The 22,533-nt window shown below is 56.7% G+C and carries 21 protein-coding genes; 12 read left to right on the top strand and 9 right to left on the bottom strand.

Translation table 11 applies throughout. From position 1 onward, the window contains the following. Positions 1 to 5: 5 nt before the first annotated feature. The 9 genes from murC (at position 6) to mutT (ending at position 11,102) form a co-directional block, all read left to right on the top strand. Positions 6 to 1,481 (top strand): UDP-N-acetylmuramate--L-alanine ligase, encoded by a 1,476-nt coding sequence (murC, locus tag LZU96_RS16905; RefSeq protein ID WP_233985304.1) that lies wholly within the window; start codon positions 6 to 8, stop codon positions 1,479 to 1,481. Next, positions 1,474 to 2,394, top strand: coding sequence for a D-alanine--D-alanine ligase (locus tag LZU96_RS16900; RefSeq protein WP_233985303.1), 921 nt, complete (start codon positions 1,474 to 1,476; stop codon positions 2,392 to 2,394). Before murC ends, LZU96_RS16900 begins: the two co-directional genes overlap by 8 nt. A 1-nt stretch (position 2,395) precedes the next feature. Continuing rightward, on the top strand, positions 2,396 to 3,235 hold the full coding sequence (ftsQ, locus tag LZU96_RS16895) for a cell division protein FtsQ (protein WP_233985302.1): 840 nt from the start codon (positions 2,396 to 2,398) through the stop codon (positions 3,233 to 3,235). Further along, positions 3,232 to 4,488, top strand: coding sequence for a cell division protein FtsA (ftsA, locus tag LZU96_RS16890; protein WP_003854739.1), 1,257 nt, complete (start codon positions 3,232 to 3,234; stop codon positions 4,486 to 4,488). Before ftsQ ends, ftsA begins: the two co-directional genes overlap by 4 nt. Before the next feature lie 71 nt (positions 4,489 to 4,559). Further along, a complete protein-coding gene (gene ftsZ / locus LZU96_RS16885) occupies positions 4,560 to 5,714 on the top strand; it encodes a cell division protein FtsZ (RefSeq protein WP_009092127.1) in 1,155 nt (384 codons plus the stop codon). A 101-nt stretch (positions 5,715 to 5,815) separates the two neighbouring features. Continuing rightward, on the top strand, positions 5,816 to 6,733 hold the full coding sequence (gene lpxC / locus LZU96_RS16880; RefSeq protein WP_031376704.1) for a UDP-3-O-acyl-N-acetylglucosamine deacetylase: 918 nt from the start codon (positions 5,816 to 5,818) through the stop codon (positions 6,731 to 6,733). A gap of 301 nt (positions 6,734 to 7,034) precedes the next feature. Then, on the top strand, positions 7,035 to 7,541 hold the full coding sequence (secM, locus tag LZU96_RS16875; RefSeq protein WP_233985301.1) for a secA translation cis-regulator SecM: 507 nt from the start codon (positions 7,035 to 7,037) through the stop codon (positions 7,539 to 7,541). A gap of 74 nt (positions 7,542 to 7,615) precedes the next feature. Further along, complete coding sequence (gene secA, locus LZU96_RS16870) at positions 7,616 to 10,321, top strand: preprotein translocase subunit SecA (protein ID WP_233985300.1); 2,706 nt, start codon at positions 7,616 to 7,618, stop codon at positions 10,319 to 10,321. Positions 10,322 to 10,706: 385 nt separating this feature from the next. Beyond that, entirely contained in the window at positions 10,707 to 11,102 is a 396-nt protein-coding gene (gene mutT / locus LZU96_RS16865) for an 8-oxo-dGTP diphosphatase MutT (protein WP_233985299.1), read from the top strand. Between the two features lie 30 nt (positions 11,103 to 11,132). Here mutT and yacG read toward each other — a convergent pair whose 3' ends face one another. From yacG to coaE, 3 genes are read right to left on the bottom strand one after another with little or no spacing between them, the layout of a single operon-like run. Then, positions 11,133 to 11,330, bottom strand: coding sequence for a DNA gyrase inhibitor YacG (gene yacG / locus LZU96_RS16860; RefSeq protein ID WP_031376700.1), 198 nt, complete (start codon positions 11,328 to 11,330; stop codon positions 11,133 to 11,135). Positions 11,331 to 11,338: 8 nt separating this feature from the next. Then, entirely contained in the window at positions 11,339 to 12,082 is a 744-nt protein-coding gene (zapD, locus tag LZU96_RS16855; protein WP_233985298.1) for a cell division protein ZapD, read from the bottom strand. 4 nt (positions 12,083 to 12,086) lie between these two features. Further along, complete coding sequence (gene coaE, locus LZU96_RS16850; protein WP_233985297.1) at positions 12,087 to 12,704, bottom strand: dephospho-CoA kinase; 618 nt, start codon at positions 12,702 to 12,704, stop codon at positions 12,087 to 12,089. A 225-nt stretch (positions 12,705 to 12,929) separates the two neighbouring features. Between coaE and LZU96_RS16845 the strand changes: the two genes are divergently transcribed. After that, entirely contained in the window at positions 12,930 to 13,970 is a 1,041-nt protein-coding gene (locus LZU96_RS16845; RefSeq protein WP_233985296.1) for a GMP reductase, read from the top strand. 328 nt (positions 13,971 to 14,298) lie between these two features. Here LZU96_RS16845 and hofC read toward each other — a convergent pair whose 3' ends face one another. The 4 genes from hofC to nadC form a co-directional block, all read right to left on the bottom strand. Then, complete coding sequence (gene hofC, locus LZU96_RS16840; protein WP_233985295.1) at positions 14,299 to 15,498, bottom strand: protein transport protein HofC; 1,200 nt, start codon at positions 15,496 to 15,498, stop codon at positions 14,299 to 14,301. Further along, positions 15,491 to 16,873 carry a type II secretion system protein GspE gene (gene gspE / locus LZU96_RS16835; protein ID WP_233985294.1) on the bottom strand — a complete coding sequence of 461 codons (1,383 nt, stop codon included), beginning with the start codon at positions 16,871 to 16,873 and terminating at the stop codon, positions 15,491 to 15,493. Before gspE ends, hofC begins: the two co-directional genes overlap by 8 nt. After that, entirely contained in the window at positions 16,863 to 17,315 is a 453-nt protein-coding gene (gene ppdD, locus LZU96_RS16830; RefSeq protein WP_233985293.1) for a prepilin peptidase-dependent pilin, read from the bottom strand. The genes gspE and ppdD overlap by 11 nt, the downstream gene beginning before the upstream one ends. Before the next feature lie 176 nt (positions 17,316 to 17,491). Continuing rightward, positions 17,492 to 18,388, bottom strand: coding sequence for a carboxylating nicotinate-nucleotide diphosphorylase (gene nadC / locus LZU96_RS16825; protein ID WP_233985292.1), 897 nt, complete (start codon positions 18,386 to 18,388; stop codon positions 17,492 to 17,494). 198 nt (positions 18,389 to 18,586) lie between these two features. On the opposite strand from nadC, the gene ampD reads away from it, so the two are divergent. Both ampD and ampE read left to right on the top strand, forming a co-directional pair. Further along, positions 18,587 to 19,138, top strand: a complete 552-nt coding sequence (gene ampD, locus LZU96_RS16820; protein ID WP_233985291.1) for a 1,6-anhydro-N-acetylmuramyl-L-alanine amidase AmpD — start codon at positions 18,587 to 18,589, stop codon at positions 19,136 to 19,138. 16 nt (positions 19,139 to 19,154) lie between these two features. After that, entirely contained in the window at positions 19,155 to 20,009 is an 855-nt protein-coding gene (gene ampE, locus LZU96_RS16815) for a beta-lactamase regulator AmpE (protein ID WP_233985290.1), read from the top strand. On the opposite strand, the gene LZU96_RS16810 is transcribed toward ampE, so the two are convergent. Beyond that, a complete protein-coding gene (locus LZU96_RS16810) occupies positions 19,991 to 20,950 on the bottom strand; it encodes a family 43 glycosylhydrolase (protein ID WP_233985289.1) in 960 nt (319 codons plus the stop codon). The two genes, ampE and LZU96_RS16810, sit on opposite strands and share 19 nt — an antisense overlap. Further along, the gene (locus LZU96_RS16805) at positions 20,947 to 22,359 is read right to left on the bottom strand and encodes a glycoside-pentoside-hexuronide (GPH):cation symporter (RefSeq protein ID WP_233985288.1); all 1,413 of its coding nucleotides are present in this window, start codon (positions 22,357 to 22,359) and stop codon (positions 20,947 to 20,949) included. The genes LZU96_RS16810 and LZU96_RS16805 overlap by 4 nt, the downstream gene beginning before the upstream one ends. Between the last annotated feature and the right edge of the window lie 174 nt (positions 22,360 to 22,533).

Genomic DNA, 22,533 nt, shown 5'->3' with positions numbered 1-22,533 from the left:
GAGCGATGAATACACAACAATTGGCAAAACTGCGAACTATCGTGCCCGAGATGCGTCGCGTCCGGCACATCCACTTTGTCGGCATCGGCGGTGCAGGCATGGGCGGTATTGCCGAAGTGTTAGCAAATGAAGGCTACCATATCAGTGGTTCAGATCTGGCCCCTAACCCGGTGACCCAGAACCTGATTGCGCTGGGTGCCACCATTTATTTCAACCATCGCCCTGAAAATGTCACCGACGCCAGTGTGGTGGTGGTCTCCAGCGCCGTTGCGCAGGACAACCCTGAGCTGGTGGCGGCGCGCGAGCAGCGTATCCCGGTGATCCGCCGGGCCGAAATGCTGGCCGAGCTGATGCGTTTCCGTCATGGCATTGCCGTTGCCGGCACCCACGGCAAAACCACTACCACGGCGATGGTATCGAGTATTTATGCAGAGGGCGGCCTCGATCCGACCTTTGTTAACGGCGGCCTGGTAAAAGCCGCAGGCACTCATGCACGTCTGGGCAGCAGCCGTTATCTGATTGCGGAAGCGGATGAGAGCGATGCGTCGTTCCTGCATCTGCAGCCGATGGTGGCGATTGTCACCAACATCGAAGCCGACCATATGGATACCTATCAGGGTGACTTCGAGAATCTGAAGCAGACGTTTATTAACTTCCTGCACAACCTGCCGTTTTACGGCCGTGCCGTGATGTGTGTGGATGATGTGGTGATCCGCGACCTGATCCCGCGAGTGGGGCGTCAAATTACCACTTACGGTTTCAGCGATGACGCCGACTTCCGCATTGAAAATTACCATCAGCGCGGCTCGCAAGGGCACTTTACCCTGGTTCGTCAGGACAAACCGCTGCTGCAGATAACCCTGAATGCGCCGGGTCGTCATAACGCGCTGAACGCGGCGGCGGCAGTGGCCGTAGCCAGCGAAGAGGGCATTGAGGACAACGCAATTCTGGCTGCGCTGGAGAGTTTCCAGGGCACCGGTCGCCGGTTTGATCTGCTGGGTGAATTTCCGACAGAACCGGTTAACGGTCAGACTGGCAGTGCGATGCTGGTTGACGACTATGGCCATCATCCGACCGAAGTGGACGCAACGATCAAAGCGGCGCGCGCCGGCTGGCCGGATAAAAAGCTGGTGATGGTGTTTCAGCCACATCGCTACACCCGTACCCGCGATCTGTTTGATGACTTCGCGAACGTGCTGTCGCAGGTCGATGTGCTGCTGATGCTGGATGTCTATTCTGCGGGTGAAACGGCGATTCCAGGCGCGGACAGCCGCTCGCTGTGCCGCGCGGTTCGCAATCGCGGCAAAGTGGATCCGATTCTGGTGCCGGAACATAACGCACTGCCGGAAATGCTGGCGCCACTGCTCTCTGGCAACGATCTGATTCTGGTGCAGGGTGCCGGCAACGTCGGCAAGGTCGCCCGCAAGCTGGCGGACTGCAAACTGCAGCCGGAACGCAAAGCGGAGGACCGTCATGGCTGACAAAGTCGCCGTATTGATGGGCGGTACATCCGCCGAGCGCGAGGTTTCACTGATGTCGGGTCAGGCTGTACTGGCCGGACTGCGTGAAAGCGGTATTGATGCGCACGCCGTCGACACCCGCGATGTGTCAGTGCTGACACTAAAAGAGCTGGGCTTTACCAAAGCCTTTATCGCCCTGCATGGCCGCGGCGGCGAAGATGGCACGCTGCAGGCGGTGCTGGAGTTCCTGCAACTGCCCTATACCGGCAGCGGCGTGATGGCATCCGCAGTGACCATGGACAAGCTCCGCACCAAACTGCTGTGGCAGGGACGCGGCTTGCCGTCGGGTCAGTTTGTCTGGCTCACGCGCCAGCAGTTCGATGCCGGACTGGATACCACGACCGATGCCGCCATCGCGGCGCTGGGTCTGCCCTTATTCGTCAAGCCCGCCTGTGAAGGCTCCAGCGTCGGGATCAGCCGGGTCAACACGCTGAGTGATTTGCCTGACGCGCTGGCGACGGCGTTTCAACACGACGATAACGTGCTGGTTGAAGCGTTTCTCAGCGGTGCGGAGTACACGGTGGCGATTGTCGGCGATCGCATCCTGCCGTCGATTGAAATAAAGAGCGCCAGCGAGTTCTATGACTATGAAGCAAAATATATTTCTGACGATACTCAGTACGTCTGTCCGGCCGATCTGAGCCCGGCGCGTGAAGCGGAATTGCAGCAGCTGGTACTGGCAGCCTGGCATGCGCTGGGTTGTCGCGGCTGGGGCAGGGTGGATGTGATGGCCGACGGTGCAGGCAACTTCCAGTTGCTGGAAGCTAATACCTCACCGGGAATGACCAGCCACAGCCTGGTGCCGATGGCAGCGAAACAGGCCGGAATGAGCTTCGCGCAGCTGGTTGCCCATATTCTGGAGTTGGCCGACTGATATGTCACAGGCGGCGATGAGAGTTCGAAACCGTGAACCGCAGGAGCGTATACGCACCGGGCGCAGTAACGGAGCCCGACTGTTCGGCATCGTTTTTTTGCTGATCGTAATCGGGATTATGATTTCTGGCGGGCTGGTGGTGCTGAAGTGGATGAACGATGCATCGCGGCTGCCGTTGTCGAAACTGGTGGTGACGGGACAAACCCATTACACCACCCACGATGACATCCGCCAGGCGATTTTGTCACTTGGCGCGCCGGGCACCTTTATGTCGCAGGATGTGGATATTCTGCAGCAGCAGATCGAGCGGCTGCCGTGGATTAAGCAGGTCAGCGTGCGTAAACAGTGGCCGGACGAACTGAAGATACATCTGGTGGAGTATACGCCGGTGGCGCGCTGGAACGATCTGCACATGGTAGACGCGGATGGCGTCTCCTTCAGCGTGCCGGCCAACCATATCGGCAAGGAGACTCTGCCGATGCTGTATGGGCCGGAAGGCAGCGAGAAAGAGGTGCTGGCGGGTTTTCACAGCATGGACGATGTCCTGAAGGCGAGAAAGTTTACCCTGAAGGTCGCGTCGATGACGGCCCGGCGTTCATGGCAGCTGGTCACCAGCGACGATGTGCGCATCGAACTGGGGCGCAGCGACACCATGAAGCGCCTGAACCGCTTTATTGAGCTCTACCCGGTGCTGCAACAGCAAGGTCAGAACGAGAGCAAACGTATCAGCTACGTGGATTTACGATACGACTCGGGCGCCTCTGTTGGCTGGACGCCGGTCGTGATGGAGCCACAGGACAGTAATCAGCAACAGAACCAGGCACAGGCTAAACAACAATGATCAAGGCAACGGACAGAAAACTGGTAGTTGGACTCGAAATTGGCACCGCGAAGGTTGCCGCCCTGGTTGGGGAAATTCTGCCCGATGGTATGGTCAACATTATTGGGGTGGGCAGCTGCCCGTCCCGCGGTATGGATAAAGGTGGCGTGAATGACCTTGAGTCGGTGGTGAAATGCGTTCAGCGCGCCATCGATCAGGCTGAGCTGATGGCGGACTGCCAGATTTCCTCCGTCTACCTTGCGTTATCGGGCAAACATATTAGTTGTCAGAACGAAATCGGGATGGTTCCGATTTCCGAAGAGGAAGTGACTCAGGATGATGTGGAGAACGTAGTGCATACCGCTAAGTCGGTGCGTGTGCGTGACGAGCATCGCATCCTGCATGTTATTCCTCAGGAATACGCCATCGATTATCAGGAAGGGATCAAAAACCCGGTCGGACTGTCCGGCGTGCGCATGCAGGCAAAAGTGCACCTGATCACCTGCCACAACGATATGGCGAAAAATATTGTAAAAGCCGTTGAACGTTGTGGCCTGAAAGTTGACCAACTGATTTTTGCCGGCCTGGCGTCCAGTTTTGCGGTCCTGACCGAAGACGAACGTGAGCTGGGTGTCTGTGTTGTCGACATCGGTGGCGGTACAATGGACATTGCCGTATATACCGGCGGCGCTTTACGGCACACTAAGGTTATTCCTTATGCAGGCAACGTGGTCACCAGCGACATCGCCTATGCCTTTGGCACACCGCCGACCGATGCAGAAGCGATCAAAGTGCGTCACGGTTGCGCGCTGGGATCGATTGTCGGCAAAGATGAAAACGTTGAGGTGCCAAGCGTCGGTGGACGTCCACCGCGCAGCCTGCAACGTCAGACGCTGGCCGAAGTGATTGAGCCGCGTTATACCGAGCTTTTGAATCTGGTCAATGACGAGATTCTGCAGTTACAGGAACAACTGCGTCAGCAGGGCGTGAAGCACCACCTGGCCGCGGGCATAGTCCTGACCGGCGGTGCGGCGCAAATTGAAGGACTGGCGGCCTGTGCGCAACGCGTATTCCATACGCAGGTGCGCATTGGACAACCGCTGAATATTACCGGCTTAACTGACTATGCGCAGGAGTCATACTACTCCACCGCGGTGGGACTGTTGCATTACGGCAAAGAGTCGCACATGAACGGCGATGCCGAGACCGAAAAACGGGTCTCTGTAGGCAACTGGTTCAAGCGCATCAATAGTTGGTTGAAAAAAGAGTTTTAATTTTTGTGAAAGGGGATCATGCTGTTTTCTTTAGTGATCTCCAGGCGACAGGCACATAACGGAGAGAAATCATGTTTGAACCTATGGAATTAACCAATGACGCGGTGATTAAAGTCATCGGCGTCGGCGGTGGCGGCGGTAACGCCGTAGAGCACATGGTACGCGAGCGTATCGAAGGTGTAGAATTCTTCGCTGTGAATACCGACGCGCAAGCGCTGCGTAAAACAGCTGTCGGCCAGACGATTCAGATCGGTAATAACATTACCAAAGGTCTGGGTGCGGGTGCGAACCCGGAAGTCGGCCGTAACTCTGCAGAAGAAGATCGCGAAGCACTGCGTTCTGCGCTGGAAGGGGCAGACATGGTGTTTATCGCAGCGGGCATGGGCGGCGGTACCGGTACCGGTGCAGCACCTGTGGTGGCGGAAGTGGCGAAGGATCTCGGTATCCTGACCGTTGCTGTTGTCACCAAGCCGTTCAACTTCGAAGGCAAAAAGCGCATGGCGTTTGCCGAGCAGGGGATCGCGGAACTCTCTAAGCATGTCGATTCACTGATTACTATTCCAAACGACAAGCTGCTGAAAGTTCTGGGTCGTGGTATCTCTCTGCTGGATGCTTTTGGCGCGGCTAACGACGTGCTGAAAGGTGCGGTTCAGGGTATTGCCGAACTGATTACCCGTCCGGGTCTGATGAACGTCGACTTCGCTGACGTGCGCACCGTGATGTCCGAAATGGGCTACGCGATGATGGGTTCAGGCGTTGCCTGTGGCGAAGACCGTGCGGAAGAAGCGGCTGAAATGGCGATCTCCAGCCCACTGCTGGAAGATATCGACCTCTCTGGCGCGCGCGGCGTGCTGGTCAACATTACGGCTGGTTTCGACCTGCGTCTGGATGAGTTCGAAACCGTGGGTAACACTATCCGCGCCTTCGCTTCTGACAACGCGACCGTTGTAATCGGTACCTCACTCGATCCGGAAATGAACGACGAACTGCGCGTCACCGTGGTGGCAACCGGTATCGGCATGGACAAACGTCCAGAAATTACGCTGGTGACTAACAAGCCTGCCAGCCAGCCAGTGATGGATCATCGCTATCAGCAGCACGGTATGTCACCGCTGCCGCAGGAGCAGAAACCGGCGGCCAAAGTGGTTAACGACCAGGCTGCGCAATCGAACAAAGAGCCAGACTACCTTGATATTCCGGCATTTTTGCGTAAGCAGGCCGACTAGGATTAACCCTATAATTGGGTTTCTCCGCTCTTTGTGCTAAAGTGTCTGCCCGCTGGTAAAGTATACTGGCGGTCGGAAAGGTAATATTGCGAGATAATACGATGATCAAACAAAGGACACTAAAACGTATTGTTCAGGCGACTGGCGTCGGTTTGCATACCGGCAAGAAAGTCACCCTGACATTACGCCCTGCGTCGGCTAATACCGGGGTCATCTATCGTCGCACCGACTTGAATCCACCGGTAGATTTTCCGGCTGATGCAAAATACGTGCGCGACACCATGCTGAGTACCTGCCTGGTGAATGATGAAGGCGTGCGTATTTCAACGGTCGAACACCTTAATGCCGCCCTGGCGGGTCTGGGTATCGATAACATTATTGTTGAAGTCGATGCACCGGAAATCCCGATCATGGATGGCAGCGCAGCACCGTTTATCTATCTGCTGATGGATGCGGGTATCGAGCAGCTCAACAGCGCGAAGAAATTTGTGCGCGTTAAGCAGACCGTGCGTGTGGAAGAGGGTGACAAATGGGCCGAGATCAAACCGTACAACGGTTTCTCGCTCGACTTCACCATCGACTTCAAACACCCGGCGATCGATTCCAGCTCGCAGCGTTATGCGATGAACTTCTCTGCTGACGCCTTTGTTCGTCAAATCAGCCGGGCGCGTACATTTGGCTTTATGCGTGAAATCGAATATCTGCAGTCTAAAGGCCTGTGCCTGGGCGGTAGCTTAGATTGTGCGATAGGTCTGGATGATTTCCGCGTACTGAATGAAGAAGGCCTGCGTTTTGAAGACGAGTTTGTCCGTCACAAAATGCTGGACGCTATCGGCGACCTGTTTATGTGTGGTCATAACATCATTGGCGCATTTACTGCGTTCAAATCGGGCCACGCACTGAACAACAAGCTGCTGCAAGCGGTTCTGGCTAAGCAGGAAGCCTGGGAATGGGCAACCTTCGAAGACGAAGCTGAACTGCCGCTGGCATTCAAAGCACCGAATCTGGTTCTGGCTTAATTACCTCAGAACGTGAAACGGCTGGTTATGCTGACACCCTCTCCGGTCAGCGGCGCCAGCCGTTTTTTTATTGCCTTCATTCCCGTTCCCGGCTATTGCGACACGGCTCGCATCACACCGCTTTATTTGCTGAATTGATGTACAATCGCGCGCGATTTCTCGCACCGCCACTTTAATCCCAGGTGTGGATGCCCCACATTAGTGATACTATCTCTGGCGCTTTTACAGGCTGAATACCGCTGCGGCTCGCGGCGGACGAACAAAAACGGAAGCGCAACAGAGCATGCGCGATGGAAAGGTTGTGATCGGAATTCTTCTGCGCTGGCGACAATTAGGTAGACGCTATTTCTGGCCTCATCTCCTGTTAGGGATGGTCGCGGCCAGTCTCGGCTTACCTGCCTGCGCGCAAAGTTCTGAACTCAATACCTCGTCTGAATCGCCAGCCAGTAGCCTGTTTATGGGTAACGCCGCGCGCTTTGATCACCTGATTCGCCTTCAGGAAGCGGCACGCCGTCCCAGTTTCAATGTCGACTACTGGCACCAGCACGCCATCCGCACTGTTATTCGCCACCTCTCTTTCACGCTCACGCCCCAGGCGCAGGCGGAACAGCAGACGTTGCCGCTGGCGGCTCAAAAGCTGGCGTTGATCGATTCGCTGCATGATTTACTGACATCTCACTCTGCGCTGCGCGCTGCGCCGCAGACGCTCTCAACGCCGCCTCTGTTTACCGCGCCAACCCGCTCATGGGTTGAATGGCATGCCCGCGTGCATGGTATTCGCGCCGGACCCGCCCGATTGTTCTGCTAATATTTTTGGTTTTATTCACTCTGTTTAGATTTTGCAGGCCGGAATGCTCCGGCTGAATTGAGAATATATTTACTATGTTAATCAAAATGTTAACCAAGGTTTTTGGTAGCAGTAACGATCGTACTCTGCGTCGCATGCGTAAAGTGGTAGACGTCATCAACAAGATGGAGCCGGACTTTGAAAAGCTCTCTGATGATGAACTGAAAGGCAAAACCGAACTGTTCCGCGAACGTCTGAAAAAAGGCGAGACGCTGGAAAGCCTGATTCCGGAAGCGTTTGCTACCGTGCGTGAAGCGAGTAAGCGTGTGTTCGGTATGCGTCACTTCGACGTCCAGCTGATTGGCGGTATGGTGCTGAACGACCGCTGCATCGCGGAGATGCGTACCGGTGAAGGTAAAACCCTGACCGCAACGCTGCCAGCCTATCTGAATGCGCTCTCGGGTAAAGGCGTACACGTCGTTACCGTCAATGACTATCTGGCACAGCGTGATGCCGAGAATAACCGCCCACTGTTTGAATTCCTCGGCCTGACCGTCGGCATCAACATGTCGGGCCTGCCTGCGGTGGCGAAGCGCGAAGCGTACGCGGCTGACATCACTTACGGCACCAACAACGAATATGGCTTCGATTACCTGCGCGACAACATGGCTTTCAGCCCGGAAGAGCGCGTGCAGCGTAAACTGCATTACGCGCTGGTGGATGAAGTTGACTCCATCCTGATCGATGAAGCGCGTACGCCACTGATCATTTCAGGACCCGCGGAAGACAGTTCTGAGCTCTACACCAAAGTGAACAAGATCATCCCGCATCTGGTTCGCCAGGATAAAGAAGATACGGAAACCTATCAGGGTGAAGGCGACTTCTGGGTCGATGAAAAAGCGCGTCAGGCGCATATGTCTGAACGCGGTCTGGTCAAAGTGGAAGAGCTGCTGGTCAGCCAGGGCATCATGGAAGCGGGCGAATCCCTCTATTCGCCGACCAACATCATGCTGATGCACCACGTTACCGCGGCACTGCGCGCCCATGCACTGTTTACCCGCGATGTCGATTACATCGTGAAAGATGGCGAAGTGGTGATCGTGGATGAACACACCGGTCGTACCATGCAGGGTCGTCGCTGGTCTGACGGTCTGCATCAGGCGATTGAAGCCAAAGAAGGCGTTGAGATCCAGAACGAGAACCAGACGCTGGCCTCTATCACTTTCCAGAACTACTTCCGTATTTACGAAAAACTGGCCGGTATGACCGGTACGGCAGACACCGAAGCGTTCGAATTCAGCTCTATCTACAAGCTCGACACCATTGTGGTGCCGACCAACCGCCCGATGGTGCGTAAAGATCTGGCCGATCTGGTCTACATGACCGAGAAAGAGAAGATCGATGCGATCATCGAAGATATCCGTGAGCGGACCGCCAACGGCCAGCCGGTACTGGTCGGGACTATTTCGATTGAAAAATCGGAAGTGGTATCGAACGAACTGACGCGTGCCGGTATCAAACACAACGTTCTGAACGCCAAATTCCACGCCCGCGAAGCGGAGATCGTGGCCCAGGCGGGTCAGCCTGGTGCGGTCACCATCGCCACCAACATGGCCGGTCGTGGTACCGACATTATGCTCGGCGGCAGCTGGCACGCTGAAGTCGCTGAACTGGAAAACCCGACCGAAGCACAAATCGAAGAGATCAAAGCCGCATGGCAGATTCGCCATGATGCAGTACTGGCGTCCGGTGGTTTGCACATTGTCGGTACCGAGCGTCACGAATCGCGTCGTATTGATAACCAGCTGCGTGGTCGTGCTGGTCGTCAGGGTGATGCCGGTTCTTCACGCTTCTACCTGTCAATGGAAGATGCGCTGATGCGTATTTTTGCCTCGGATCGCGTCTCAAACATGATGCGTAAACTGGGGATGAAGCCAGGTGAAGCGATTGAGCACCCGTGGGTCACCAAAGCTATTGCCAACGCGCAACGTAAAGTGGAAAGCCGTAACTTCGATATTCGTAAGCAGCTGCTGGAATATGATGATGTAGCCAACGATCAGCGTCGCGCCATCTACAGCCAGCGTAACGAACTGCTGGATGTGTCGGATGTGAGCGAAACCATCAATAGCATTCGCCATGACGTCTATAAAGCGACCATCGATACCTACATTCCGCCGCAGTCACTGGAAGAGATGTGGGATGTGCCGGGTCTGGAAGAGCGTCTGCGTACCGATTTCGATCTTAACCTGCCGATTGCGGAATGGCTGGATAAAGAGCCGGATCTGCATGAAGAGGTGCTACGTGAGCGCATCATGACGCATGCGATGGAGAACTATGCCGCCAAAGAAGAGGTGGTTGGCGCTGAGATGATGCGTAACTTCGAAAAAGGCGTGATGTTGCAGACGCTGGATTCGCTGTGGAAAGAGCATCTGGCAGCGATGGACTACCTGCGTCAGGGTATCCATCTGCGTGGTTACGCGCAGAAAGATCCGAAGCAGGAGTACAAACGTGAGTCGTTCGCCATGTTTGCCGCCATGCTGGAGTCACTGAAATATGAAGTGATCAGTACGCTGAGCAAAGTGCAGGTGCGGATGCCGGAAGAGGTTGAAGCGATGGAGCAGCAACGTCGCGAAGAGGCTGAACGTCTGGCCCAGCAGCAGCAACTGAGTCACGTTGAAGAAGAGACGCTGGCGGCAGAAGCGCTGGCGCAGCAGAGTGGCGAACGCAAAGTCGGCCGCAACGATCCCTGCCCATGTGGTTCAGGTAAAAAGTATAAGCAGTGCCACGGTCGTCTGGCCTGAGATTAAGCACTGATGAAAAAGGAGCCTTTGGCTCAATGCTGATCAGTTAAGGTTAGATTTGCAAAGGCTGTCACGGTTAAACGTGGCAGCTTTTTTTTGTGCAGGCGTGCCGGAGTGCGGGCCTGCGCACCTCTGCTGCTGCCGGGCCGTGAGGCAGAGAAATGAAGTGAAGGCACCGCGCAGCGGCGCGAGGACCGCGCCAGCCCCGGCTCGGCACCAGACTGCGTTATCACCTGTCGCTTAACTGACGAGCGTTAGCCTCTGGCTCCTTTTTTATTGCCGCAGCGTTGAGCCGGATGAGGGCGGCAGGCCAAAGCGATTAACATCCGTCACACCCTGTTTTACACTCATCCTTCATTCATCCAACATTACCAGGATATTCTTCATGAAGCACCTGCAGGTCGCGGTTGGTATTATCCGCAATGCCGATAAACAGATTTTCCTTGCTCAGCGCGCAGCAACCTCCTATATGGCCAATAAATGGGAATTTCCCGGCGGCAAGATCGAAGCGGGTGAGAGCGCTGAACAGGGGCTGATTCGCGAGTTGCATGAAGAGACCGGCATCGAGGTTACCGAGGCGCATCCGATTGGACAGGCTGACCACAGTTATGAGGATTTACGGGTAACGCTGCACTTCTTCCTGGTCGAAGGCTGGAAGGGCGAGCCGTGGGGCAAAGAGGGGCAGCCGCAACGTTGGGTTGATCAGCAGGCGTTGGTCGCCGAGGAGTTTCCGCCGGCCAATCACCCACTGATTGCTCGCCTGGTCGCCGGCGAGCTCTGACAGGGCGGAGCCGTGGGCTCCACCTGACGATTAATGGTCCTCTTCACTCCAGTTATCGCTGTCATTCAGGTCGCCGCTGCTGGGAATACGTTTCTCTTCAGCGGCCCATTCCCCTAAATCGATCAGCTGGCAGCGCTTGCTGCAAAACGGCCGCCACGGGCTGAGCTCATCCCAAATCACATCTTTGCCGCACTGTGGACAGGCGACGGTCATCACTTCTTGCTGCATATTCACCTCTAACAACAGGCCAGTTGAAAATTGAGTCGGGCCGGAACCTCGCCACGCTCACTATCAAGCGGCATAAAACGAATGGCATAACGGCTTTTATGTCCGGAGACCTGTGGATAGAGCGCATCCTCCAGCGACAGCTGCAGGCGCAGCAGGTCCGCACCTTCAGCATTGTCCTGATAAAAGCCATTCAGGCTGGTCTGGGTACGAAATGTGCCTGACTGACGGATCAGATCGAGGATCATCGCCAGCGCATGATGCAGCGGCACCAGCGTCTGCATCCAGGCCTCGACCTGAGCATCGCGCGCTTCCTGCGGCAGGTGCAGCCAGATGTGCAGGCCAGGCAAATCAAAACTACAGCAGCCGCCTGGGATACTCAGACGCTGGCGCACCAGCGCAATCAGGCGATCCTCACGCAGTTGCTGCCCCATCCGTGGCGCATTCATCAGCTGGGTTGCCTGCATTTTTAACTTGTCACGCAGGGCATCGACCAGCGTCATATCCACGCCGGGCACATCCGCCCAGGCGCGGAGCTTCTGCTGCTGGCGCTCCAGCTCTTTCAGTAACTCGGTGCGCATATCGCCGCGCTCAAAAATATCGAGCAGTTCGCCGATCAGACGAAAAAAGGTCAGGGCGTTGACGGTTTTATCCAGCGGGATGGTCTCATCTAACTGATTAATCAGAAACTCAACCCGTAGCCAGGTGCGCATTTTTTCATTCAGGGGATGTTCAAACAGAACGGGTGTGCTCATGGTGTTAATCCTGTTTCGTTGCCGCCAGCCTGAGATAGCGCTGATGAAGTTCGGCAACCTGTGGCAATGCGTCTTCAGGCTCGCCACTGTTATCAATAATGTCATCGGCACAGGCGAGGCGTTGCTGCCGCGTGGCCTGTGCCGCAAGAATACGTTGCGCCTGAGCAAGTGAAATCTGGTCGCGCTGCCGGGTGCGGGCGATCTGCGTCGCTTCGTCGACATCAATCACCAGTACCCGATCAGCCTGGTGCTGTAGCTGATTTTCTACCAGTAATGGCACTACCCACAGCACATAAGGCGAAGTGGCTTCGGCGATCAGCTGTTGGGTGCGGGCGTTAATCAGCGGATGCAGCAGGGCGTTTAACCAGTTTTTCTCTTCCGGCGTCTGAAAAATAATATCGCGTAACCGCGCACGATCCAGGCTGCCCTGTTCGGTCAGGATAGCGGCGCCATAACGCGCTTCTATCGCCTGTAACGCGGGCGTTCCGGGCTCAACGACTTCCCGTGCAATCAGGTCAGCATCGATAATGTTGACCCCGAACGCAGCAAACTGCCGGGCAATCGAGCTTTTACCGCTACCGATTCCCCCTGTCAGCGCTATGGTATAGGGCCTATTTCCCATCTGACTTCTCTTTTGGACACAGGTTCATGTTAAAGGTCTGGTTCACAAAGGCAAAAATGCGCGCCAGATCACAACGATAACGCTCAGCTAAATTTAACGGATTGTAGCGTAAATAAAGTGAAATTCGCAGTCTTGTCGCCGGACGATACGCGCGTATCATAAGGTCACTGGAGCCGTGCTGGCTTCGCGGACCGCGGTTCGTTGCCACTCACCAGGACATAACAGATGCGTATTGAAGAAGATTTGAAACTGGGCTTTAAAGACGTCTTAATCCGGCCAAAACGTTCTACGTTGAAAAGCCGCTCACAGGTTGAGCTGGAGCGCAGTTTTACCTTTAAGCACTCCGGCCTGAGCTGGAGCGGCGTGCCGGTGATTGCCGCTAACATGGATACCGTCGGCACCTTTCTGATGGCGGAAGCGCTGGCCAGCTTTAATATTCTGACGGCGGTACATAAGCATTACAGCGTAGATGACTGGCGTGCCTTCATTCAGCGCGTGCCCGAGACGGTTTTGAACTCGGTAATGGTCTCTACCGGTACCTCTGAAGCTGATTTCACTAAGCTGAACGCCATTATGGCGCTGTCAGAGAAACTGCAGTTTATCTGCATTGACGTTGCCAACGGCTATTCCCAGCATTTTGTCGATTTTCTGCAGCGTGCCCGCGAAGCCTTTCCTGGCAAAACGATCTGTGCCGGAAATGTGGTGACCGGAGAAATGGTAGAAGAGCTGATTCTGTCAGGTGCCGATATTGTCAAAGTGGGCATAGGACCCGGATCGGTCTGTACCACACGGGTGAAGACCGGCGTGGGTTATCCGCAGCTCTCAGCGGTGATTGAGTGTGCTGATGCGGCGCACGGCCTGAGCGGTCAGATTGTCAGCGACGGCGGTTGTTCGGTGCCGGGCGATATTGCCAAAGCCTTTGGTGGCGGCGCTGATTTCGTGATGCTGGGCGGAATGCTGGCCGCACACGATGAATGCGAAGGGCGAGTCGTCGAAGAAAATGGCGAAAGTTTCATGCTGTTTTATGGCATGAGTTCAGAGTCGGCAATGAAGCGTCATGTCGGTGGTGTGGCAGAGTATCGTGCAGCGGAAGGGAAAACCGTGAAGTTGCCGTTGCGCGGCCCGGTGGCTGAAACCGCGCGTGATATTCTGGGCGGCCTGCGTTCAGCCTGCACCTATGTAGGTGCCGAGCGTCTGAAAGAGCTGACGAAACGCACGACCTTTATTCGGGTAGCCGAGCAGGAAAACCGCGTTTTTAATCGTTAATGATCCAGCGAGAGTCAGTGATTAATAGTCAGTGACAGATGATCAGTGATAGATGGTCAGTGGCAGATGGCAGATGGCAGATGGCAGATGGCAGATGGCAGATGGCAGATGGCAGATGGCAGATGGCAGATGGCAGATGGCAGATGATGGCGAGTTAATGATGGTTGATCGGTTACCGGCGGTCAGGCTTTGACCGTCAGTTCCGATACCGACGCACCAGGCGTGGTTTAGGGTTGCTCATCCATCGATCGACCTCCATCTGAGGCTCCTCAGCGGGTGTCACATCTTACTTATCTGACTTCACATTAAGGCGCGCAAAATGCGCGCCTTAATGCATCGCATCACCTAATCCGAATACCGGCAGATACATCGCGATCACCAGCGTGCCGACAATGCCGCCAATCACGACCATCATCATGGGTTCCAGCGAGGCGGCCAGCGTGTCAGCCCGTTCACGGGTTTGCCCCTCATGCCATTCAGCCAGCCGTGCCAGCATCAAATCCAATGCACCCGCCTCTTCACCGACGCGAATCAACTGACCACAGAGCGCGGTAAATAGTGGATGCTGTGCCAGCGCCTGATGCAGCGGTTTCCCTTCGGCGATATGCTGCTGCAAACCGGCAATCGCTTCCCGCCATAACAGTGAAGAGAGTGTCACCTCGACGGCGGCAAGCCCCTGTAACAGGGTTAATCCGGCATGCTGTGTCAGATGCAGAATGGTGTAAATCTGGGTTAACTGTGAACCGCGCCAGAGCCCGGAGAGCAGCGGGAGACGTAAAAACAGTCGCTGTTCCCATCGCTGCCAGTCTGCTGAGCGCCGCCGCAGTTGCTGCCAGCTCACCAGCGTCAGCAACAGTACGCTGGCTATCAGCAACCCCCATTGCTGCAACGCGGCAGAAAGCTGTATCACTGCGGCGGTAAAGGCTGGTAAGGGCGCGTCAAACGAGGCGTAGACCGCGACAAACTCCGGCAGAACGAACAGCAGCATGCCGCAGCTGACGGCCAGCGCCACCAGCAGAATGAACAGGGGATAGCGAAGCGCCTTCACGACCTGACGCCATAACTGATGTTGGCGGGTCTGCTGCCGGGCCAGTTCATTGCAGCAAACATCCAGTTGTCCGGTCAGTTCACCGACCTCCATCAAAGCCGGGTAAAGGGCCGGAAAGATCTGCGGCCACTCACGCAGCGCCTGTGAAAAGGGCTGACCGCTGATGACCCGATGATGTAGCGCCATCATCAGTGCACGCCAGCCAGCATGGGGATGGCCTTCAGCCAGCAGGGCGAGACTCTCGGCCAGCGGCAAACCGGCTTTAAGCAGGGTAGCCAGCTGGCGAATCAGATCGGTTTTGTGCTGCCATTTCCAGTCCGCCTGGCGCCAGACCTTGTCACGTTTCCAGCTGACCGGCAGCAGATCGCGCTGTGCCAGCATCAGCAACAGGTTTTCACTGTCGATAGCCAGCAGCTGACCGCTTTGCAGCTCGCCCTGGCTATCGACGGCCTGCCAGCGAAACAGCGCCGGATTAGCCATCTTCCAGTCCGATAACCCGCTGCATCTCTTCCAGCGAGGTATCGCCCCGGCTCACCGCCTCCAGCCCGGAGGCAAGCAGGGTACGCAGCCCCTGCTGCTTTGCCAGAGCAAGCAGATTCTCAAGCGGCATCTCTGCCGCAATGGCGTTTTGCAGCCTGGCGTTCACCGGCAGCAGTTCAAACAGCGCCAGCCGGCCAAAGTAGCCGGAGAAGCAGTGATCGCAGCCGGGCGCGCGCCAGGTCTGTAAGGTCCCGGGCCAGAATTCGGCAGGGTAGTGCGCTACCGCCTGAGCCGGCTGACGACAGTGCGGGCAGAGACGCCGTACCAGGCGCTGCGCCACGATCAGCCGTAGCGCCGACCCCAGCAGGTAACCGGGAATACCCATCTGTCGAAGGCGCGTCAGGGTTTCGGCGGTTGAGTTGGTATGCAGGGTCGAGAGCACCAGATGCCCGGTCTGTGCGGCCTTAACCGCAATCTCGGCGGTTTCTGCATCGCGGATCTCGCCGACCATAATTACATCCGGATCCTGACGCAGCAGCGCACGCAGCACGCGATGGAAGTCGAGCCCGTTTTTACTGTGAATCTGCGTCTGATTGATGCCGGGTAACGGTATCTCTATCGGATCTTCAACACTACAGAGGTTTTTGTCGGGCGTATTCAGCGCACTAAGCCCGCTATAGAGCGTGAAGGTTTTGCCGCTGCCGGTCGGTCCGGTCACCAGGATCAGCCCTTGTGGCTGCGCCAGCGCCGAGCAGAGCAGGCGTAACTGGGCGGCGGGAAGCCCCAGCTTATCCAGCGATAGTGCGGCGCTTTCACTCTGCAACAGCCGGACCACGGCTTTTTCCCCGCCGTGAATCGGTAGCGTGGCAAGGCGAAACGAGGCCGGTTTGCCGGCAATCTCCAGGCTGAACTGACCATCCTGCGGTAACCGGCGTTCGGCAATATCCAGGCCGCCAAGGATTTTAAGACGAGCCAGCAATGCGGCGGGCGGGATGGCTGGCAGTGCTGAGAGCGGATGCAGGACACCATCAATCCGCAGCCTGACTCTTAGCCCATCCCGCCAGGGTTCAATGTGAATGTCTGATGCGCGACGCTCCAGCGCCTGCTGCAGTATCTGCTGCGTTGCCTCAATGGCTGACTCTGAAGGAGCATCTTCGCGTGCTGACAGCGGTTTTTCACTGTGCTGCAACTGGTCGAGACGCGCCTGGGGCCAGCACTCAATCTCAATCTGGCACTGGCTGGCAAAATGCAGAGCCTCAGCCAGCCCCGGCGGCACCGTTTCCGCCACGGCAACCCGTAGCTGGCCGGCATCATGGTGCAGCACCAGGGCGCGATAGCGCTGGCATAATGCCGCAATCGCCGCATCAGGCTTCATCGGCGGCTCCTTTATCGGCAAAGCGGAACTGCTCAAGGCAATTGTCACGCAGGCTGCTGTTGCTGCTGGTGCAGCTACGTTGCCAGCTGATGCCGCCTTCGGTGCTGTCCCATACCGGCAGCATCTCGACGCTTAACCCATTCAGGCTCTCCTGGCCGGTCAGGGTGATGACGCCATTGGTGACGCTTAGGGCGGAAACATAGCGCGAGCTTCTGGCAGCAGGAATGCCGTGTTCGCCAGCCTGACAGGGCGTCGGGCCGCCGCGCTCCAGCGCACAGAGCTCCACTGCGGTTTTATACGGCACCATCGTTTGCAGCATGTCGGTGAGCGCTGCGCGCTGCAGATAGTTTTGGTAAGCAGGCAGGCCAATGGCGCTGAGGATCGCCACAATGCCCACCACAATCATCAGTTCGACCAGGGTAAATCCACGTTGATAATCCATTTCGTCTTCTCCAGTTTAAGAAGCCGACAGACTAAAAAAGGGGCTTGAGGAATCACAGACGCAGAGTGAAACAATGGAAAAGAAGACGAGAAGAGAGTCATGGCTTGCAGTGCAGCCGAAATCGTTATGGAAGCGGGATCGCATAAAGCGCCGTGCTGGCGGCACGGCGCGCGAGCTTACTGCTGCTGAAAACGCATCGATAAATCGAGTGCACGCACATGTTTGGTCAGCGCACCCACCGAGACATAATCGACGCCGGTCTGCGCAATCTGGGGGAGCGTGGTTTCCGTGACGTTGCCCGAGACTTCCAGCAGCGCGCGCCCCTGATTCAGCGCTACCGCCGCACGCATCTGCTCCAGGCTGAAGTTATCCAGCATCACAATATCTGCTGCTGCCTCCAGCGCCTGACTCAGCTCATCCAGCGATTCCACTTCTACCTCTACCGGCACATCCGGCTGCAGCCATTGCGCCTTTTCCACCGCCTGACGGATCGATCCGCTGGCAATAATGTGATTCTCTTTAATCAGATAGGCATCGGAGAGGCCCAGGCGATGGTTACTGCCGCCGCCGCACAGGACGGCATATTTCAGTGCGGTGCGCAGGCCGGGCAGGGTTTTTCGCGTGTCCAGCAGTTGCGTCTGACTGCCCGCCAGCAGCGCCACATAGCGGCTGACTTCGGTGGCAACGCCCGAGAGGGTCTGAACAAAATTGAGCGCGGTACGTTCAGCGGTCAACAGCAATCGTGCCGGACCCTTGATATCGAACAGCGGCTGGTCAGCTTCGATCCGATCACCATCCGCGACATGCCAGGTCAGGGTTGCGTGTGAGCCGAGCTGAATAAACACCTCCTCGACCCAGCGTTTACCACAGAAAACACCCGCTTCACGGGTAATCACCTGAGCATGGGCCTGCGTTTCAGCCGGTAACAGCTGAGCGGTGATATCACGGTCGGCATCAATTTCGCCGCCAAGATCTTCCTGTAACGCACGCGCAACCGCCTCGGGAATATCACCTTCGATGCGTCTAATCAAAGCCTGACGGCGGCTGTCTGGATCATAACCACGCGAAGACATAAGCGTTGAACTCCAAAATGGGATGGTGAGTAAGGTGTCCACAATAGCCTGAACCGTAATCGCGTACCAGCGATGGACGTAATTTTGTTTAGTATCCTTAACACGCGCCGCTCGTCTGGCGGCTCAGCGACGCATTTAGAGGCAATAATCCCTTACTATTCATGCTATTCTCAGCCTGATTGAATAAGGAAATGCAGCATGAAAATTGAACATGGCTGGCTGACCGGGGTACGTCAGGTCCCCTCGCCGCATTGTAATGAGCGACCCGACGATGAGGCGCCTTCGCTGCTGGTGATCCACAATATCAGCTTACCGCCAGGCGAATTTGGTGGCCCGTGGATCGATAAATTGTTCACCGGCACGTTGCCGCCGGATGCGCATCCTTATTTCGCAGACATTGCCGCACTGCGCGTGGCGGCGCACTGCCTGATTCGTCGTGATGGCGAGATCGTACAGTACGTTTCCTTTGATAAACGTGCCTGGCATGCTGGCGTGTCGCAGTTTGAAGGCCGTGAGAACTGCAACGACTTCTCCATCGGTATTGAACTGGAAGGTACGGATAGCGATCCCTATACCGAAGCGCAATACCAGTCGCTGCAACGGGTCACGCAACTGCTGTTGCAGCACTACCCGCTGACGCCTGCGCGCATTACCGGACACAGTGATATCGCACCGGCGCGCAAAACCGATCCCGGACCTGCTTTTGACTGGGGCTACTATAAGCAGCTGTTAACGCAGCAAAAATCCTGATTTTTGCGGAGTCAGTATGACGTTGTTTACCTTGTTGTTGGTTTTAGGCTGGGAACGCCTGTTTAAGCTGGGCGAGCACTGGCAGCTGGAACACCGGCTGGAGCCGTTTTTTCGTCGCCGCCAGCATGTCTCAATGGTGCGTACCCTGCTGATGACGCTACTAGTGATGGCCGTGACGGCGCTGGTGGTCTGGAGCCTGAAAGGCCTGCTGTTTGGCGTACTGCAACTGCTGTTCTGGATCGTCGTCGGGCTGCTGTGTATCGGCGCGGGGTCGGTGCGACAGCATTATCACACCTACCTGAAAGCGGCCAGCCATGATGATGCGGCTGCGCATCAGGCGATGGCGGCCGAGCTGACTCTGATACACGGTGTGCCGGTAGAGTGCAGCGAGCGCGAATTTCTGCGCGAACTGCAGAATGCGCTGATCTGGATTAACTTCCGCTTCTACCTCGCGCCGATGTTCTGGCTGGTGGTCGGCGGGGCCTGGGGTCCGGTGCTGCTGGTGGGATACGCCTTCCTGCGTGCCTGGCAGGGCTGGCTGGCAAAACAGGGCACGCCGATGGCGCGTGCGCAGTCTGGCGTCGATGGCATACTGCATGTGCTCGACTGGATCCCGGTGCGACTGGCCGGTGTGGCCTACGCCTTGCTGGGGCACGGCGAGAAAGCGTTGCCGGCGTGGTTTGCCTCGCTCACCGACCGTCATCGTTCGCAGTATCAGGTGCTGACCAGCCTGGCGCAGTTCTCGCTGTCGCGCGATCCACACACCGATAAAGTCGAAACGCCACGGGTTGCCGTGGCGTTAGCAAAACGAACTTCACTGGTGCTGGTCGTGGCCGTGGCGTTGCTGACGATCTACGGCACGCTGGTGTGATCGGCGGGCGGCACGCCAAAATCGGGTGTGCCATCTGCCCGCCAGTCAAAATACTTCAGCCGGGTATGGCGGTTCGGGTCCCATAACGGGTCGCCCTCAATTTCGGTGTAGTTGCGCGCGTGGTAAACCAGCACGTCGCGTCCCGCCTCATCCTGGGTAAAACTGTTGTGGCCCGGCCCATACTGATGATTATCCCAGCTCGACACAAACACCGGCCGGGCAGATTTCTGCCATGCCGTGACGTCGAGCGGATCGGCATCCATCGCAATCGACAACAGGCCCAGACAGTAATTCTCATCGGTGGCGCTGGCCGAGTAGGTGACAAACAGCCGGTCACCGTGGCGGATCACCGCCGCGCCTTCGTTAACGCTAAACCCGGCACATTCCCACTCATATTCAGGCCGGCTCAGCATCACCGGCGTCCCTTTCAGCGTCCAGGGGTTGAGCAGCTCGGCCAGATAGAGGTTGGAGTTGCCGGGAATCGACGGATCTTTCTGCGCCCACAGATACCAGTTCTTGCCCTGATGCACGAAGTGGGTGGCATCCAGCGAGAAACTGTCGAACTGGCTGAATACCCGACGACACGGCTGCCATTCACCCTGCAGCGGATCGGCCGCATCACACACCAGCGCATACATCCGGTGCTGAAACAGGCCATCTTTGATGTCGCGTGTCGGCGCAGCCGCGAAATAGATCACCCACTGGCCGTCGATAAAGTGCAGTTCCGGCGCCCAGATCAGCTCGCTGCAGGGACCGCTGTCCGGCTTGCGCCATACCACTACCGGTTCGGCAGTGCGCAGACCGGCCAGCGTATCGGCACGACGGATCTCCAGCCGGTCATATTCCGGCACTGAGGCGATAAAGTAGTAGTGTTGATCATGACGCAGAATAAACGGGTCGGCGCGCTGCTCGATAAAAGGGTTAGGCAGGATAGCGGTCATTTTACTTCTCCGGTTTGCGGGACAACGCCGTCGCGTGTGCGAACAGTCTGTAAATCACGGAAATTTTCGCGACGCAGCGCGAGATCCTGCTGAATAGTGAGCATCATTTTACGGTCGACCTTCATCAGCCGTACCACACCTGCCGTAATCAGATAGCCAATGCCCGGGATCACGGTAAACAGCAGCATGATGCCGTTAATGGCCTCCGGCGACTGCTGTTTAGCCCCGGCATTGTAGCCGTAGATCGACAGCAGGAAGCCGACCATCGCCCCGGCGACCGCCAGTCCCACTTTGAGAAAGAACAGGTTACCGGAGAAGCTGATACCGGTGATGCGCTTGCCGGTTTTCCATTCGCCATAGTCATCAACATCGGCCATCAGCGACCAATGCAGCGGCGACGGGATCTGATGCAGGATATTCAGCACAAAGTAAGCGATCACCACCATCAGCGTGGCGTGCGGATCGATCCAGTAAAACGCACTGGAGAACAGCGCCAGCGCAATGTTGGTCCAGAAGAAGACCTTGAGCTTACACCAGCGATCGGTCAGCACTTTTGCCAGCGTACTGCCGAACATCATGCCAATCACGCCGAGGCTGATAAACAGCGTGGCGAAATGGGTCGATTGCCCCATCACCCAGGTGACGTAATACATGGTGGCGGCCATACGGATAAAGCCGGGACAGACGTTGCAGAAGGTCAGCAGCAGAATGCGCACCCACTGATCGTTTTTCCAGACGTCGCGCAGATCTTTCTTCAGGTCGTCATTGCTGGGAACGGCGGGGTGAATACGCTCACGCACCGTGGCAAAGCAGAACAGGAACATCGCCAGACCGATAGTCGCCAGCACGGTCATCGCCATCTGATAGCCGCGCGCCTTGTCTTCGCCGCCAAACCATTCCGCCATCGGCAGCAGCGACATCGACAGGATCAGCGTAGCGATGCCGACCATCACGAAGCGGTAAGACTGACAGGAGACGCGTTCGCCGGGATCGTTGGTAATCACGCCGCCCAGCGAGCAGTAAGGAATGTTGATGGCGGTGTAGGTCAGCGACATCAGGAAGTAGGTGACGAACGCCCAGATGACCTTGTTATGGTAGGTCCAGTCCGGCGTGGTAAACATCAGCACGCTGAACAGCACATAGGGAACCGAGACCCACAGCAGCCACGGGCGGAAGCGGCCCCAGCGGCTCTGGGTGCGATCGGCAACCGCGCCCATAATCGGATCGGTCACCGCGTCCAGCACCCGCACCGACAGCAGCAGTGTGCCGACCAGCGCCGGGGCTAAACCAAAAACATCGGTATAGAAGTAGTTGAGGAACAGCATGATGGCACCGCCAATCATGTTGCATCCGGCATCGCCCATGCCATAACCCAGTTTTTCTCGAAACGAGAGGGCTGCACCTTTCATGGTTCTCTCCTGCGCATCCGGTGTGAACAGGAATTATTGTCGCTAAATCAGAGAGATGACTGGGAGTAAATCGCCATGAAGATGGACAAAACAGGTGCGCGGGGAGAAGTGTGAACTGGATCGGGCTTTAGCGCCAGGCGGCGGATGAGGCGGAATGCCTGCTGCAGCACGCCA

It is taken from the genome of Pantoea agglomerans (genome assembly GCF_021397715.1).
GTDB lineage: Bacteria > Pseudomonadota > Gammaproteobacteria > Enterobacterales > Enterobacteriaceae > Pantoea > Pantoea astica.
Note: the sequence above shows the minus strand (reverse complement) of the source record. Positions and strands in the feature narration are given on the sequence as shown.